The sequence below is a fragment of the Oleiagrimonas sp. MCCC 1A03011 genome (genome assembly GCF_003267965.1).
Taxonomy (GTDB): Bacteria; Pseudomonadota; Gammaproteobacteria; order Xanthomonadales; family Rhodanobacteraceae; genus Oleiagrimonas; species Oleiagrimonas citrea.
Genome location: NZ_MSPY01000005.1, coordinates 86,798 through 102,181 on the forward strand (window position 1 = coordinate 86,798; position 15,384 = coordinate 102,181).

Here is a 15,384-nt window from a genome sequence, read left to right on the forward strand (position 1 = left end):
TGCCCACATCGGCTACGCCGCTTACGCACAGACTCGCCCAAGCACGAACGCTTCGATGGCGCGACCTGTTCACCGCAGTTCGCGGCCCGACAGACCGCGCAAGCGACGCAGCATGAAGAACATCGATCACACCATGCGCCATGCCCGCGCCGGGCTGCTAGGCTTGCGCCGAGTTTCCGTGTCATCAAATCCATGACCCAGCCCGCTTCCGATTCTCCCTGCACGGCCCTGCGCGGCGACGTGCTCAGCTTCCGCGGCGATCCGTTCGTCGACGGTCTCGACGCCAGCCTGCAGTACGAGCGCGATGCGCTGGTGGTGATGCGGGACGGCCAGATCGACGCCATCGGGCCTGCTGCCGAGCTGCTGCCGCGGCTGCCGGCCGACACGCCGATCGAACACTATCCGCACGCGCTGATCACTGCCGGCTTCGTCGACACGCACGTGCACTATCCGCAGTTGCCGATTATTGGTGCGCGCGGCCTGCCGCTGCTGGACTGGCTCGAGCGCTACACCTTCCCCGCCGAGCAGGCCTACGCCGACATCAATCACGCCCGCGCCATGGCGCGGCTGTACCTGGGCGAGAACCTGCGCAACGGCATCACCAGCGCGGCAGTGTTCTGCACCGTGCACCCGCAATCGGTGGACGCGCTGTTCGAGATCGCGCAGGGACTGGATATGCGGCTCGTCGCCGGCAAGGTGCTGATGGATCGTCACGCACCGCCGGCGCTGTGCGACACCGCGCAATCCGGCTACGACGACTCCGCCGCGCTGATTGCACGCTGGCACGGACAGGGTCGGCTCGGCTACGCCATCACGCCGCGCTTCGCGCCGAGCTGCTCGCCGGCGCAGCTCGAAGCGGCCGGTGCGCTGTGGCGCGAGCATCCCGACTGCTTCGTGCAATCCCATCTGTCCGAGAATCGTGCCGAGGTGGACTGGGTGCGCGAGCTGTTCCCGGACGCGCGCGACTATCTGGACGTCTACGACCGCTTCGGCCTGCTCGGCCCGCGCGCAATCTACGCGCACGGCATTCATCTATGCGAGCGCGAATACGGACGCTGCCACGACAGCGACACCGCGCTGGCGCACTGCCCGACCTCGAACCTGTTCCTCGGCAGCGGCCTGTTCGATCTGGCCGCCGCCAAACGCGCGGAACGGCCGGTACGGGTCGGACTGGGCACCGATCTCGGCGCCGGGACCAGCTTCTCGATGCTGCGCACCATGGACGAAGCCGGCAAGGTGGCACAGCTGCGCGACGCACCGCTCTCGCCGGCGCACGCGCTGTATCTGTCCACCCGCGGCGGCGCCCACGCGCTGCACCTGGACGATCGGATCGGCAGCATTGCGCCAGGCATGGAAGCGGATCTGGCCGTGCTCGACCTGCGCGCCACGCCGCTGATGGCCGCGCGCATGCAGCATGTCGACAGTCTGGATGAGGCGCTCGCCGTGTTGATGACCCTCGGCGACGACCGCGCCGTGCGCGCCACCTGGATCGCCGGCATCCTGCGCCACGACCGCGATCACGGCGAACCGGTCACGCGCCGCGTGCTCTGAACCGACATCGCGTCGCACGATCCGGTCCATGCGACGTCTCACCTCTTGGGGGACACGTACCGGCAATCGCTGCGACCCGGCCACGGATCCAGGTAAGCGCACCAAAACGTGCTGCGAGACTCCAGCGAACGAACGCGGGTTCCACCGTCACCCCGACGAGCGCATCGCCATCGCGACGGATGCGATCTTGCAGCTCGAATCGTCAGGTATCCGACGTGCGCCCGTGATCGAGATAGTCGGACAGATTGGTGTTCTCGACCAGGTCTTCCCACGTCACCACACCGACCACACTACCGGCGTTCTCCATCGCGCCGTCGCGGGTCATGATGGCGTTGCGGCATTGCTGCTGGCGCAACGCGGCGATCAGGTCGAACACGCGGATGTCGCTCTGCACCACGGCCACGTGCGTATCGGCCAGATCGCGCAGAGGCAGATCGCGCTCCAACCCGCGCCGCGCCGCACGCAGGATGCGCGCAGGCACCACGCCGACCAGCCGGCCATTCTCCACCAGCACCACGCGCGGTGTGCGGTAATGGCCACGGCGAAGGTCCAGCGCCATTCCCAGCGTGGCGTCCGCATCCAGGCACGTGAACGGCGCACGGATGAATTCCAGCGCGCGCCGAGCCAGATAGAGCTGACTCTGGATCGCCACCGGAATGCGCTGTCCGCGCCGGCTCAGCTTCATCGTGTAGATGGTGTCCACCATCAACAGACGGCGCACCGAATAGGCCACGGACACGCTGATGATGAGCGGGATGATCGCGTGGTAGTCGCGCGTCATCTCGAAGATCATCACCACCGCCGTAACCGCCGCGCCGGTGCTGGCGCCGACCATGCAGGCCATGCCGATCACCGCCGTAGTCGCGGGGCTGATGTCGACGCCCGGGAACAGCACATGCAGGCCGGCGGCGAAGGCCGCGCCTAGCGTCGCGCCGATGAACAGCGCCGGCGAGAACACGCCGCCCGACGCGCCCGAGCCCAGTGTCAGCGAGGTCGCCAGCAACTTCAGCACCGCCAGCAGCAGGACCAGTCCGCCCGCGGTCAGGCCGCCGTTGAGGATGTCCTGGATGGTGGCGTAGCCCACGCCCTCGACGTAGTAGTGCCCGGCATGCTGCAGCAGCAGGTACATCATGACGCCGACGATGGCCATGCCGATCACGTGGCGCAGGTAGTCGTTACCGGGCATGCGCTGGAACAGATCCTCGAACCAGTAGATCGAGCGCGTGAACGCCATCGCCGCCACGCCGGTCAGCAGACCGAGCACCACGTACGCGGCCAGCGCCGGCATGCCCGAACCCAGCACCGGGTGATCCAGCACCAGCGGCGGCAGGATGAAGGATGGATGATCACCGAAGAAGGCGCGCCCGATCAGGCTGGCGGTGCCGGTCGCGATCATCACCGGGATCAGCGTGCGCGCGCTGATCTCGACCAGCAGGATCTCGGTGGCGAACAGCACGCCGCCGATCGGCGTGTTGAAGGTCGCGGCAATGCCCGCGCCGCCACCGCAGGCGATCAGGGCCAGGCGCTGCCATTCCGGAATGCGCGTCCAGCGCGCCAGCATCGAACCAAAGGTCGCGCCGATCTGGATGATCGGTCCCTCGCGGCCGACCGCGCCGCCCGAACCGATGGAAATGGAGGACGCCAGCGCCTTGATCAGCGCCACCGGCGCACGGATGAAGCCGCGCTTGAAGTGCACCGCATCGATCACTTCCGGCACGCCATGGCCCTTGGCCTCCGGCGCGAACGTCTTGACCAGGAACGTGACGATGAGCGCGCCGACGATCGGCACGGCGATGATCCACGCGCCCCATGTACTGGCTTCGGCGTGCTTGAGCGCATCGAACGCCGTGCTGAAGCGCCCGAAGAAGAACAGGTTGTGGAACAGCGCGATCAATGCGCGGAACGCCAGCGCGCCGAACCCCGCGACCACCCCGACCGCGACCGCCATCAGGGCCATGCCCGCCTCGATGCGCGCTTCGCGCACCATATCGCGTTGCCCCATGACGATGTTCTTGCGCACGCCTGCCTCCTCGACATCCATTCAGCGCGAATCTCCGCGCGGCCGCTTTCGCCTGCATCCTGCAAGCGCTCAACTCACCCATCCTCCGCCCTGCGGCCATGCATTGCAACGCAGCGGAACGCGAAGCGTGCGTTCGATTCAGGGTTTGGCGCTGGAACCGTCGACCCGCTGCGTCACCGAAGCCACTTCCAGCACGGCACTGATGCGCGTGCCATCCCAGCGGTAGATGTAGTGACCAGCCTGCACGCACGGTGCAACCACATCCGGATAGAACGCAGCCACACACTGGCTTCCGACATCGCGCACGCTGTCGTAGACGATGCCGTTGCTGCCATGGCGGCGAAGTCTCCTGCCCAGCGCCTGACCATATCCGTAATCGTCCGGATCATGCGCCTTCGGCCAGCCGCCGCGCAGGTCGTGCAGGGTGGCCGAGATCGACGTGCGGTAGCAGCGCATCTGCAGATGGATCGGTGGCTCGCGCGTGGCGGCCAGGAAGCATTCGCGGTGATAGACGGTTTCCTCGATCGCCGTGGCGACGCGGTGCGCGGCGTAGAACACGCCGTAGCTGCCGTCGGAAAACCGGCTTCCTTCCGGGTTGAGGTGGGTGAAGGCCGCCATTACCGGCGTGCTGCCCGGACCGCTGATGCGGCGCGACTCGGGCACCAGCGACAGTTCGCCCAGTTCCTGGCGCAGTCGCGGATTGGTCATCGCCTCGATGGCGTAGAGCGCTTCCAGATCGCCCGGTTCGGCGATGCGATCGAAGGCACCGACCGGCGGAAAACGGCTGGATACGATGCGGTAGGCGTGCGTCCATCGCACGCGTTTCTTCGGGGGTTCGTCCATGACTTCAGTCTGCTTGGCCGGCATCTCAGTGTCCGAGAACGGCGCCCGGATCAGCCGCGCTGGGCGTCGAGATACTCGCGCACGACGTAGAGGTCGGCGACATTGCCGGAAAGCATGCGGTCCAGCGCGCTGCGACCGCCGAACGGCGCGGCATCGTTGGAGCGCCGGACCCAGGCATCGGCACGCTCGGGATTCGGCAGCAGAATCTGCAGGTCTTTCCAGATGCCGAGCAGATAGCTGATGCGCTCCAGCGTATCGCGCCCCAGTGCGCCCTCGCCTTCGCGCTTCCATTTGTAGAAGGTCGATTGCGGCGGGTCGCCCAGCAGACGCCGTTGCTCAGCCACGCGCAGTTTCCATGCTTCGGCCAGACGGAAGAATGCGCGAAGGGCCGGGCCGTCGAGGGTGCCGTCGTGCTCATGCAGCGGATAATCGGATGCGGCAAGCGCGGACATGGAACTTCTCCACATGAAGTTATTTTCTACTTTACTCCATTTGTGGAATTTTTGCGCATAGCGCCTCCGGTTGTTCACGCCGTGTTTTTCCTGCGTACACTGGCAGGCAAACTGCCAACCGGGCATGCGCATGAAAAACATCCTCGTACTGGCTTGTCTGCTGACGCCGATCTTCGCGATACCCGCCCGAGCCGACGTCGTGCAACACGCAGCCGACGGTTTCCACGTTCACGTGCAGGTCGATGTGGCCCATGCGCCGAAAAGGGTCTACGCCGATCTTCTTCGCATCGACCGCTGGTGGAGTTCCTCGCACACTTTCTCCGGCAAGGCCCAGAATCTTTCCCTGCAGGCACGCGCCGGTGGCTGCTTCTGCGAACACTGGAATGGCGGTTCAGTCGAGCATGCGCGCGTCATTGCGGCACTGCCCGGCCATGCACTGGTGCTGGAGGGCGCATTGGGGCCGCTGCAGACGATGGCGGTGGAGGGCGTGCTGCGTTTCGCCCTGACCCCGCATGACGGCGGCACGCGCGTCGAGGTCGATTATCGCGTCAACGGATCGTCCCTGAGTCAGCTGAGCGACGTCGCCCCCGCCGTCGACCGGGTCATCACGGAACAGGTGACGCGGTTCGCGCGCTTCAGCGACCGTCCGCGCGCAGCGACCGCACATTGAGCGCGCTTTTCCGCATCGTGCATGCAGCATGCAAAAACCCGCGCCCGACCGTTTCCGGCCGACCGCGGGTCCGTCCCCTACCGGATGCGCTCAGAAGCGGTAGCCCACGGCCACGCCGTAGACCCACGGATCGACATGCACGGTGCCGACCGAAACGCCGTTGACCTTGGCCTTGGCGTCGATGTTGATCCAGCGCGCATCGACCGTGAACAGCCATTTCGGATTCAGACGGAAGTCCAGGCCCGCATGCGCGGCCACGCCGAACGAGTCGTTCACGCTCAGGCGGGTACCGGCCAGCGGTCCGGTGGTGTGTTCGCCGAACACGTAGGTGTAGTTCACGCCCAGACCGACGAACGGCGACACCGTCGCCTGCGGACGGAAGTGATACTGCAAGCTGATCGTCGGCGGCAGATGCTTGAAGGTTGCCGCCTTGACGCCGTTCAGGCGCACCGTGTGCTGGAAGGGCGTCGAAGCCAGCACTTCCAGCCCCACGTGCGGGGTGAAGAAGTACTCGGCCGTGATGGTCGGACGCGTCGAGCTGCCGATGTCCGCCTTCAGGGCGCCGCCCGCGAGGGTGCCGTTATCGGACTTCGGCTCCACCACATGGGCGCCGACCTTCACCACCCAGTCGCCGTCGGCAGCATGCGCCTGACCGACGCCGGCCAGCGCGATGGCCGCGACCAGTGCGGTTCCCATCAACTTTTTCATTGTCGTACTCCTCGGTAGCAGCGTTGGATTTCGGCGAGGAGTGTGTGTCCGGACAGACCGGCGAATGTTGACCAGGATCAAGTACACGCAGCCTGCGACGCGCTGCCGCAGGGGTCCACGAAAGACCTTTGATTGAGTCATGCAAAGCTGCGCCGCGGCGCTGCCTGCGTTGTCAGCGCGTACCCTCGGCACCGTAATCCGGTTCCGGACCGCCCTCGGTGATGAAGCGATCGATGCGACGCGCCAGTACCGGTAATGGCACCGAGCCGGTCGACAACACGGTATCGTGGAACGCACGCAGGTCGAACTTCGGCCCCAGCGCCTTTTCCGCCTTGGCGCGCAGACGGCGGATTTCCAGATAGCCCAGCTCGTAGCTGAGCGCCTGGCCGGGCCAGCTGATGTAGCGGTCGACCTCGTTTTCGATCTCGCGACGGCTGAGCGCGGTGTTCTTCAGCATATAGTCGACAGCCTGCTGACGGCTCCAGCCCAGATGATGGATGCCGGTGTCGACCACCAGCCGGCAAGCGCGCCACATCTGGTAGGTCAGAAAGCCGAAGCGCTGGTAGGGCGTCTTGTAGATGCCCATCTCGTTGCCCAGATATTCCGAGTACAGCGCCCAGCCCTCCCCGTAGGCGGAGATGTAGCCGTCGCGGCGGAAGGCCGGCTGGTTCCTGGCCTCGTCGGCCAGTTCCAGCTGCAGGGCATGGCCGGGATAGGACTCGTGCAAGGTCAGCGCCGGCATGTTGTACAGCGGGCGCGACTTCAGATCATAGGTGTTGACCAGATACACGTGCGGACCGCCGCGACCGGAGGTGTAGTACGGCGCGATATCGGCCGGCACCGGTTCGATGGTGAAGCGCTCGCGCGGCAGGTGGCCGAAGAAGCGCGACAGCTTGCCATCGACCTCCTTCGCCACCCAGGCGGTCTTGTCGAGCAGTTCCTGCGGCGTCTTCGCGTAGAACTTCGGGTTGGTGCGCAGATAGGTCAGAAACTCGGCGAAACCGCCCTGGAAACCCGTCTTGCGCATCGTCGCCAGCATCTGCGCGTGGATCTTCGCGACCTGCTTCAGACCGATCGCGTGAATGGCATCCGGCGTCAGATCCAAGGTGGTGAAGGCGCGGATCTGCTGACGGTAATACGCCTTGCCGTCCGGCAGCGCCTCGGCGGCCAGCGTGGTGCGCGCGTTCGGCACATAGGTGTCGTCGAAGAATTTCAGCAGTCCGGCGTAGGCAGGAATCACGTCGTCGCGAATGACCGACAGCGCACGGTTCTTCAGGTCTTGCGCCTGGTCCGCCGACAGGCTCGCCGGCAGGTGCTCGAACGGTTTGTAGAAGCTGCTGCGGGTCGGGTCCGTAAGGTGGGCCACAGAGGCGATCGACTTGTCGCGCCCGTCCAGTACGGCACGCGGCACGCTGAATCCTCGCGCCAGCCCCAACTTCATGTTGGCTTCCTGCTGCGCGAAGTAGCGCGGTACCTGGCGCAGCTTGGCCAGGTACGCGCGATAGTCGGCCGGCGTGTGCAGGCGACCGGCATTCAGTTCATAGCCCAGGTCCGACCAGAACGCCGAATCGCTGTTGAACGGCATCTGCCAAGCCTTGAAGTTGCCGTCGGCGACGAAGTTGGCGATCTGGCGATGGTAGACCGCATAGTTGATGCGCTCGGCGGGCGAGAGTGCATCCACGTCGAGCGCGTCCAGTTCGGCCAGCACCTTCTTCCAGTACGCCAGTCGCTTGGCCTGATCGGCGGCGTCGACCGTGTCCAGACGGCTGTTGTCGGGCAGATCCATGCTGGCCGGTCCGCGCGAGGCGCCGCTGCGCCAGGCCCATTCCTGCTGGTAGATGGCCTTGAAGCGCGCATCCGGCGACGTCGCCTGCGCGTGCGCCAGCGGCGCCACCAGCAACGCGCCCGCCATCATCCAGCCCAGCCACTGCTTCATCATGTTTCTGCCTGCGTGAACACCCATTCGGCGATGATCGCAGACCCGACCGGCGCGGGCACGTGCCGAAGGTTCGTCGCGCTCAGCCCGGCGCGTGCGGGCGGCGACGGACGGCGGCCAGATACGCCTGCAGGCCGCGCGCCGGATCGTCCTCGAAACATTCGTCGGCATCGTCGATGACGCTGATGCGGTCGAGGCGGAAGTTGCGGAAATCGCCGCGCATACGGCACCACGCGCCCAGCGTCCACTTGCCGCCCCAGAATGCCAGGCACAGCGGTTCGACCACGCGCGCACTGGGTTGCTCGGCCAGATTCCGGTAGCACAGTTGCAACGCCTGCCGTGCGTCGATGGCGGCGTGCAGGCAGTCGATGATCCGGGCGAAATCGGCTTGATGCCGATCCTCGAAAACAGGCGCAAAGATGCGCGTGCGATCGGCGCGTTCGCGCAGGTTCTCGGGCAGCACCGCCTCGATCTTGCGCATGGCCGTGGCCGCGCCGGCGGCCAGTCGCGTGCCGGCGAAAGCGCGGGCGAAGCGCGCGCCGACCACCAGCGCTTCCAGCTCTTCGGGACGGAACATCAGAGGCGGCACATCCGCCCCCTTGCGCAACACGTAGCCGACGCCGGCCTCGCCCTCGATCGGCACACCGGAGCGCTGCAGATCGGCCACGTCCCGATAGACCGTACGCAGTGACACTTCCAGCAGCTCCGCCAGTTGGCGCGCGGGCAGGGCGGTGCGCCGCCCGCGCAGGGCGTGGATGATCTGGAACAGGCGGTCGGCGCGGCGCATGCGCGCATCATCGCGCATGTCGCCGCCGGCCGCGACGGATCAGCCCTCCTGGCTGGCCGCCAGCGCTTCGTCCTTGCGATCCGCACGCTGGATGCCTTCGCGCGAGGTCACGCGCTCGACGTAGGCCCGGAACACCGGCAGATCCGGCACCAGTTTCCACATCAGGAACCAGCGCAGTGCGCAGCCGTACAGCACATCGGCGGCGGTAAAGCGCTCGCCCAGCAGGTACGGCCCCTGTTCGAGCTGTTCGGCCAGCACCCGGATCACGCAGTCGTAGTCGCCGTAGCCGCTCTGCATCGCCGGCACCGGTTCGCGCTTGGCCGAATGGTCCATGACCGCCGGTTCCAGGCAGGACCCGTAGAACACCATCCAACGTAGATACGGGCCGCGCAGCGGATCGCCCAGCGGCGGCGCCAGGCCTTTCTCCGGATACAGATCGGCCAGGTACATCATCACCGCCGGCTGCTCGGTGATCAGCGCATCGCCATGGCGGATCGCCGGCACCTTGCCCATCGGATTGATGGCCAGGTATTCCGCATCGCGCTGGGTACCGGTCTTCAGGTTCAGCACATGCATGTCGTAGTCCACGCCCAGCTCCTCGAACAGGGCGCGGGTACCGCCGGAACGACTGTGCGGGGCATGGAAAAAAGTGACGTACGGGGTCGGGCTCACGGGATCACTCCTCGATCGGTGGGTCGATGCGTGCATCATGCACCGCGCCTGCTGCCAGCGTGGTGTCAGCAGCCTGAACGGGGCGGCGACTTTCGGGGGCGGCCCGCGTCCGCGACAATAGCGCCTTTCTCCGCGACGGAATCCCGCCATGAAGTCCATCACCCTGACCCAGTTCCTGACCGAGGAACGCCGCGCCGGCTACGGCAGCACCGACCTGACCCAGCTGCTGGAAGTGGTCGCGCGCGCCTGCAAGCGCATCGGCGTGGCGACCGGCAAGGGCGCGCTGGGCGGCGTGCTGGGCGAGGCCGGCTCGGACAACGTGCAGGGCGAGGCGCAGAAGAAGCTCGACGTGTTGTCCAACGAGATCCTGCTCGACGCCAACGCCTGGGGCGGGCATCTGGCCGCCTGCGCCTCGGAGGAGATGGCCGACCCGCAGCCGATTCCCGACGCCTATCCCAAAGGCGGCTACCTGCTGCTGTTCGATCCGCTCGACGGCAGTTCCAACATCGACGTGAACATTGCCGTGGGCACCATCTTTTCGGTGCTGCGCCGGCCGCAGGGCCATCGGCAGGACGTGTCGGTGAACGAGTTCCTGCAGCCGGGCACGCAGCAGGTCGCCGCCGGCTACGTGGTCTACGGCCCGAGCACGCTGCTGGTGCTGACGCTCGGCCACGGTACCCACGTGTTCACCCTGGACCGCGAGGTCGGCAGCTTCATCCTCACCCGCCGTGACGCGATGATTCCCGAGGAGACCTCCGAGTTCGCCGTGAACATGTCCAACCAGCGCTACTGGGAAGCACCGATGCAGCGCTACGTCGGCGACCTGCTGGCCGGCAAGGAAGGCCCGCGCGAACGCGACTTCAACATGCGCTGGGTGGCCTCGATGGTGGCCGATGTGCACCGCATCCTGACTCGCGGCGGCATCTTCAGTTACCCGCTGGACAGCAAGATCGCCGCCAAGGGCGGCAAGCTGCGGCTGATGTACGAGGCCAACCCGATGGCCTTCATCGTCGAACAGGCCGGCGGCGCAGCCAGCACCGGCCACGGTCGCATCATGGAGCTGCAGCCCGAAGCCCTGCACCAGCGCGTGCCGGTGTTCCTGGGCTCGAAGGCCGAAGTCGAGGCCGCTGAGCGCTATCATCTGGACGTGTAACCACCCAAACTATCTATTCAAGTATCTATTCTTATTTGTTTCATTTTTTTCATTCTTAGTTGTTTGTAAAGGTTTTTTCTTGTAAAAGTTAATTCATCTATCTATTCACTAAAGTGCGTATGCCTGCACAGACGGACGCCATGGTGGTGGCTTTGCTGAATACCCTACGTCGCCGCGGCCCCAGCGCCGCGGCGGACCTGAGTCGTGAACTCGGGATCAGCCAGCCCACTCTTTCGCGGCGTATCGCGGATGCAGGCGAGCACATCGTGCACATGGGTCGCGCCCGCGCCACGCGTTACGCGCTGGCGCGCGATGTCCGCGGGCTGGGTAGCCGCTGGCCGCTCTATCGCATCGACACGCAGGGTCGTCCCCATCGGTTCGCACTGTTGCATGCGCTGCACAACGATCATTTCTATCTCGAAACCGACCATGCTCCCGCGTGGCTGCGCGGGGAGTTCTCCCGGGGTTTGTTCCCGGGTCTTCCCTGGTTCATGGACGACATGCGGGCACAGGGTTTTCTGGGTCGCGCGTTCGCACAGCGACACGCCAACGAACTGGGTCTGCGCAACGAACTGAACTTGTGGGACGCCGCCGACACGCTCACCGCGCTGCTGTTGCGCGGTGACGATGCGCCCGGCAACTTCGTGGTCGGCGAGAACGCGTTGAAACGCGCCCTGGAAACTCCGCCTCAAACCGTGGATGCCGCACAAAGAGGCTCGCGTTATGCCGAGCTTGCCCAAGCGGCGATGCGGGGCGACCCGGTCGGTTCCTCGGCCGCCGGTGAACAACCCAAGTTCGCGACCAGAATCCTTGCAGATGACGGCTCCGTGCGCGACGCCATCGTGAAATTCACGGAGCGTCTCGATACCGGCGACGCTGTTGCTCGACGATGGGCCGACCTGCTGCATGCCGAGTACATCGCGGCACGTCTCATGAGCGCACACGGCATCGAGTGCGCACTCGTCGACTGCATCGATGCCGATGACAGGCGCTATCTGGAATCGATCCGCTTTGATCGCATCGGAGCACATGGGCGTCGCGGATTCGTCACCCTCGCCGCCCTCGACGATGCCCATTACGGAGAACGTGACGACTGGGCACATGCGGCACTTCGACTGCAAAGGGACGACTGGATCTCCCCGGACGACGCCAGGCAGATGAGCCTGCGCTGGTGGTTCGGCCGCCTGATCGCGAACAACGACATGCATTTCGGCAACCTCGGCTTCTTTCTGGACGACGCGTTGCCACTGCTATTGGCGCCCAGCTACGACATGCTGCCCATGGCTTATCGCCCGAAGACCAGCGGTGCGCTACCCGGTCACGTGACGGAACCGCCTTCGCCGCTTCCGGAGTTTCTGGATGTCTGGCGCGAAGCCGCCTCTTTGGCCGAAGGGTATTGGTGCACGCTTGCCGAAGATTCCAGGATCAGCTCTTCTTTCCATGACATCGCCGGGGCCAATGCCGCCCGCATTCGTGAGACCTTGAAGCGCTTCGGCTGAACATCAGGCCGAACGGTGCACAGAGCGCTGCGCACCGCCCAAATGCTTGCTTCACTCCGCGTTGCTGCGCGCGCGGATCTCCTCGAAGCGCCAGTCGCGCAACAGCTCGCCGTTTTCCCATACCGTCTCCATGGCGTGCGCCCAGCCGACCGGCGGCTGCAGCGCATCGACGCGGGTCAGTTCCGGCGGCACCTCGACGGTCTTCCAGGTGCCGTATTCGCGGTGGCGCAGCAGCGTCAGGCGGCCGCGCTTGGAGTTCTTTCCGGGGTCGGTGACGGGCTGCTTGTAGACGTCGATCCAGCGTCCGTCGACATGCGCCGCCGAGCACTTGAGCGCAAACTTCTGGGTATCGCGATTGAGCTTCTGCAGCAAACCGCCGCCCATGCCGAAGGTGAGGTTGTCGGTGGCGTAGCCGGCCTCGGTGACCCGCTCCAGGATCGCGCGGATGCTGTCCGGATCGACGCCATCGCCCTGGATCACGCGCACGTGGTTGAGCACCTTGAAGCCCTTGCCATTGACGCTGCAGCCAAAGGCTTCGTCGAGCAGCTGCAGGCAGCGCAGCACGACCTCGACCGGGTCGCCCGAGTCGGGGCGGACCACCAGCGTAGCGCCCGAGTCGATGACTTCCTGGCGCAACGTGCGGCCCCAGTGTTCGCGCACCGCGCGGTAGATGTCGTAGCTATCCGACACCACCGCCACCAGGCCACCCTCGCGGCCCAGCCTGCGCAGCATGTTGCGATAGGCGTCGACCTCGCGGTCGCGGCCCCAACTGGTCATGGTGCTGTGTTCCGAGGCCGGGATCGAGAAACCCGCCATCGGCTCGTGGTAGTAGGCCTTCGCCGTGAGCACGCCGGCGATGGTGTCGGTACCGAGGAAGTTCACTAGGTGCGCCGCGCCGCCGAGACCGGCCGACTCGGCGCTCGACACGCCGCGCGCGCCGAAGTCATGCAGCTTGAAGTCCAGCTGGCCGTGCGGGTCGTCACTGGTGCGCTCGAGGAACTCGCCGATCATGCGCTTCACGTGCCAGCTGATGGTGGCCACGGTGACCGGATACCACAGGCGCAGTAGCAGGGTCTCGACGTAGCTGGGCAGCCAGAACGCCTGCGGGTCGGTCGATTCGATGGTCGCCAGCGCGTGGTGCACCGGCACCACGCTGCCCTCGGGCACAGCGCGGATGCGCAGCGGCAATCGCCCGCCGTGGGCGTCGACGATGTGCCGCCATCCGTTCGTGTTGAACGGTTCGCCGTGGGCGTCGAAGAACGCCGCCGCCTCGTCGACGTCAGCATGGGTGACCGGCCATGACAGCCGTTCCTTGAGGATCGCCTGCAGGCCGAAGAACAGCGTGCGGTCGTAACGGCCGCCGCGCGATTCGACGTAGAAGAACGTGCCGTCGGTGTGCGGCGGGTACTGCAGCCAGTGGCTGGCCTTGTAGCTGTCGGTATCGAGGATGAGGTTGTCTAGATGGCGCATGACGAAAAGCTCCTTCTCGTCGGGGAATGAACCGGCGGTCTGTCCGCCGGCGGGATCGACCGCATCAGCTGCGACCGAGGACGAACTCGAGGATATGCAGATGGTCCTCGAACAGGCGCGGGCCCATGTCCAGCGCTTCGGCGACCGGGAACCAGCGCGCCTTCTCGGCATCGTCGCCACCGCGCACACGGGGCAGCTCGCCGCTGGGGAAGTCGAAATGGAAGGCGTGGGTGATGGTGCGCCCGCGCAGCGAACGCTCCGGATGATCGAACACGTGCCGGCCTCTGAGCGACCCGCGCAGCACCGGCAGCGGAAGCTTCAGGCGAGTCTCCTCACGCAGCTCGCGCAGGCAGCTGTCGAGGATGCTCTCTTCCTGCTGCACGAAACCGCCGGGCAGCGCCCACAGCCCCTTGCCCGGGGCCGCGCGGCGACGCACTAGCAGCACATGACCCGAGTGCACCACCACCGCGTCGGCGGTGACGAAGGTCGGCGGGTACGGCGCGTCGGCCCAGCCGGCGCGGTAGTCGCGAATGAAGCGGTATTCCTCGACCAGCTGCGTGTAGGCCGGAGTGTTGCGGCGGAACGCATCGAGCATCTCGAACACCGGCGCGGGTACGTTGGCCTGCAGCAGGCGCATCGCGCCGTTGCCGTCCTCGTCGGCGGCCTCGAACAGGTAGCGCCGCAGCTCGGTGGCCGACAGCGTCTCGGTGCGCTGCACGTCCTGCAGCGGCCATTGCGGGAACTCGCGCAGATAGTAGCTGCTGGCGTCCTTGTCCTGGCCGATCAGCCCGATGCGCGCGTCGCCGACGCCGCCGTCGGCCTGCACGACCTCGGCGACCGCGCGCTGCACGTCGGCCAGCCAGTGCGCCTCGTTGTAGAGATGGTCGCGCAATGGGCGGAACAGCAGGCGATCGGCCACGTCCTCCAGCGCCGCGCGTGCCATGATCTCGCGCTCGGCGACAGTCCAGGGGTTGCGGATGGTACGGGGGGCGTCGGCGCAGCCGACCAGGAAAATGAGCTTGCGCGCGCGGCCCAGGGCGGCGCGGGCGATGGCGGCATGACCGTTGTGGAACGGTTCGAAGCGGCCGATGAAGACCAGATAGTCGTAGTCCATGAGACTCCCTCACGGTGGCGTTGTCACCGCGGGTCTGTCCCGCGGCTCGTTTCCATCGTACGCCGCCACCGGGACGGTGCAAAGGACTTGACTTCACCCCAAGTGTATTGTTGTATTAATACACATGGATGCATCGATCCTCTCCATTCAACCGACGTCGCCAGAACCGATCTACCGGCAGATCGTCGAACAACTGCGGCGCCTGATCGCCGGCGGCCAGCTGACGCCCGGCGAGAAACTGCCGTCGGTGCGCGAGGTGGCCGGCTTCCACGCAGTCAATCCGATGACTGTGTCACGCGCCTACGGTCTGGCCGAATCCGAGGGTCTGCTCGAACGCCAGCGCGGCCGGGGCATGGTGGTGGCGACCGGACAGGGCATCAGCCGCAGCGAGGACGAGCGCATGCAACTGCTGGAACCGCATCTACACGAAACCGCGCGCCAGGCGCGCGAGCTGGAACTGCCCGCCGACGAGGTTCTACGTCGGCTGCAACGACTGCTGGGGGAATAAA

The 15,384-nt window shown here is 66.0% G+C and carries 14 protein-coding genes; 5 read left to right on the forward strand and 9 right to left on the reverse strand.

What is annotated here, in order from left to right; all coding sequences use genetic code 11:
* Nucleotides 1-192 precede the first annotated feature (192 nt).
* On the forward strand, nt 193-1,551 hold the full coding sequence (gene guaD / locus BTJ49_RS11050; RefSeq protein WP_113065466.1) for a guanine deaminase: 1,359 nt from the start codon (nt 193-195) through the stop codon (nt 1,549-1,551).
* Nucleotides 1,552-1,753: 202 nt separating this feature from the next.
* Here guaD and BTJ49_RS11055 read toward each other — a convergent pair whose 3' ends face one another.
* The 3 genes from BTJ49_RS11055 to BTJ49_RS11065 all read right to left on the reverse strand — a co-directional run bounded on the left by BTJ49_RS11055 (nt 1,754) and on the right by BTJ49_RS11065 (nt 4,866).
* Complete coding sequence (locus tag BTJ49_RS11055; protein WP_206098403.1) at nt 1,754-3,571, reverse strand: chloride channel protein; 1,818 nt, start codon at nt 3,569-3,571, stop codon at nt 1,754-1,756.
* A gap of 138 nt (nt 3,572-3,709) precedes the next feature.
* Nucleotides 3,710-4,414: an RES family NAD+ phosphorylase gene (locus BTJ49_RS11060; protein ID WP_240151785.1), complete on the reverse strand. Its 705-nt coding sequence runs from the start codon at nt 4,412-4,414 to the stop codon at nt 3,710-3,712.
* Nucleotides 4,415-4,464: 50 nt separating this feature from the next.
* Complete coding sequence (locus tag BTJ49_RS11065) at nt 4,465-4,866, reverse strand: MbcA/ParS/Xre antitoxin family protein (RefSeq protein WP_113065468.1); 402 nt, start codon at nt 4,864-4,866, stop codon at nt 4,465-4,467.
* Nucleotides 4,867-4,996: 130 nt separating this feature from the next.
* On the opposite strand from BTJ49_RS11065, the gene BTJ49_RS11070 reads away from it, so the two are divergent.
* Nucleotides 4,997-5,536, forward strand: a complete 540-nt coding sequence (locus tag BTJ49_RS11070) for an ATPase (protein ID WP_146742328.1) — start codon at nt 4,997-4,999, stop codon at nt 5,534-5,536.
* A 90-nt stretch (nt 5,537-5,626) separates the two neighbouring features.
* Here the strand turns inward: BTJ49_RS11070 and BTJ49_RS11075 are convergent, their stop codons facing one another.
* From BTJ49_RS11075 to BTJ49_RS11090, 4 genes are all read right to left on the reverse strand, one after another.
* Nucleotides 5,627-6,244 (reverse strand): OmpW family outer membrane protein, encoded by a 618-nt coding sequence (locus BTJ49_RS11075; protein ID WP_113065470.1) that lies wholly within the window; start codon nt 6,242-6,244, stop codon nt 5,627-5,629.
* Between the two features lie 172 nt (nt 6,245-6,416).
* Complete coding sequence (locus BTJ49_RS11080; RefSeq protein ID WP_240601821.1) at nt 6,417-8,156, reverse strand: DUF885 family protein; 1,740 nt, start codon at nt 8,154-8,156, stop codon at nt 6,417-6,419.
* A 106-nt stretch (nt 8,157-8,262) separates the two neighbouring features.
* Complete coding sequence (locus tag BTJ49_RS11085) at nt 8,263-8,967, reverse strand: YafY family protein (protein ID WP_113065618.1); 705 nt, start codon at nt 8,965-8,967, stop codon at nt 8,263-8,265.
* Between the two features lie 39 nt (nt 8,968-9,006).
* Nucleotides 9,007-9,639, reverse strand: coding sequence for a glutathione S-transferase family protein (locus BTJ49_RS11090; RefSeq protein WP_113065471.1), 633 nt, complete (start codon nt 9,637-9,639; stop codon nt 9,007-9,009).
* A gap of 148 nt (nt 9,640-9,787) precedes the next feature.
* Between BTJ49_RS11090 and BTJ49_RS11095 the strand changes: the two genes are divergently transcribed.
* Nucleotides 9,788-10,792 (forward strand): class 1 fructose-bisphosphatase, encoded by a 1,005-nt coding sequence (locus BTJ49_RS11095; RefSeq protein ID WP_113065472.1) that lies wholly within the window; start codon nt 9,788-9,790, stop codon nt 10,790-10,792.
* 140 nt (nt 10,793-10,932) lie between these two features.
* Nucleotides 10,933-12,291 (forward strand): type II toxin-antitoxin system HipA family toxin YjjJ, encoded by a 1,359-nt coding sequence (yjjJ, locus tag BTJ49_RS11100; RefSeq protein WP_113065619.1) that lies wholly within the window; start codon nt 10,933-10,935, stop codon nt 12,289-12,291.
* A 51-nt stretch (nt 12,292-12,342) separates the two neighbouring features.
* Here yjjJ and BTJ49_RS11105 read toward each other — a convergent pair whose 3' ends face one another.
* Nucleotides 12,343-13,761: a nicotinate phosphoribosyltransferase gene (locus BTJ49_RS11105; RefSeq protein WP_113065473.1), complete on the reverse strand. Its 1,419-nt coding sequence runs from the start codon at nt 13,759-13,761 to the stop codon at nt 12,343-12,345.
* A 64-nt stretch (nt 13,762-13,825) separates the two neighbouring features.
* On the reverse strand, nt 13,826-14,875 hold the full coding sequence (locus BTJ49_RS11110; protein WP_113065474.1) for a bifunctional nicotinamide-nucleotide adenylyltransferase/Nudix hydroxylase: 1,050 nt from the start codon (nt 14,873-14,875) through the stop codon (nt 13,826-13,828).
* A gap of 124 nt (nt 14,876-14,999) precedes the next feature.
* On the opposite strand from BTJ49_RS11110, the gene BTJ49_RS11115 reads away from it, so the two are divergent.
* The gene (locus tag BTJ49_RS11115) at nt 15,000-15,383 is read left to right on the forward strand and encodes a GntR family transcriptional regulator (RefSeq protein ID WP_113065475.1); all 384 of its coding nucleotides are present in this window, start codon (nt 15,000-15,002) and stop codon (nt 15,381-15,383) included.
* Nucleotide 15,384: the final 1 nt, after the last annotated feature.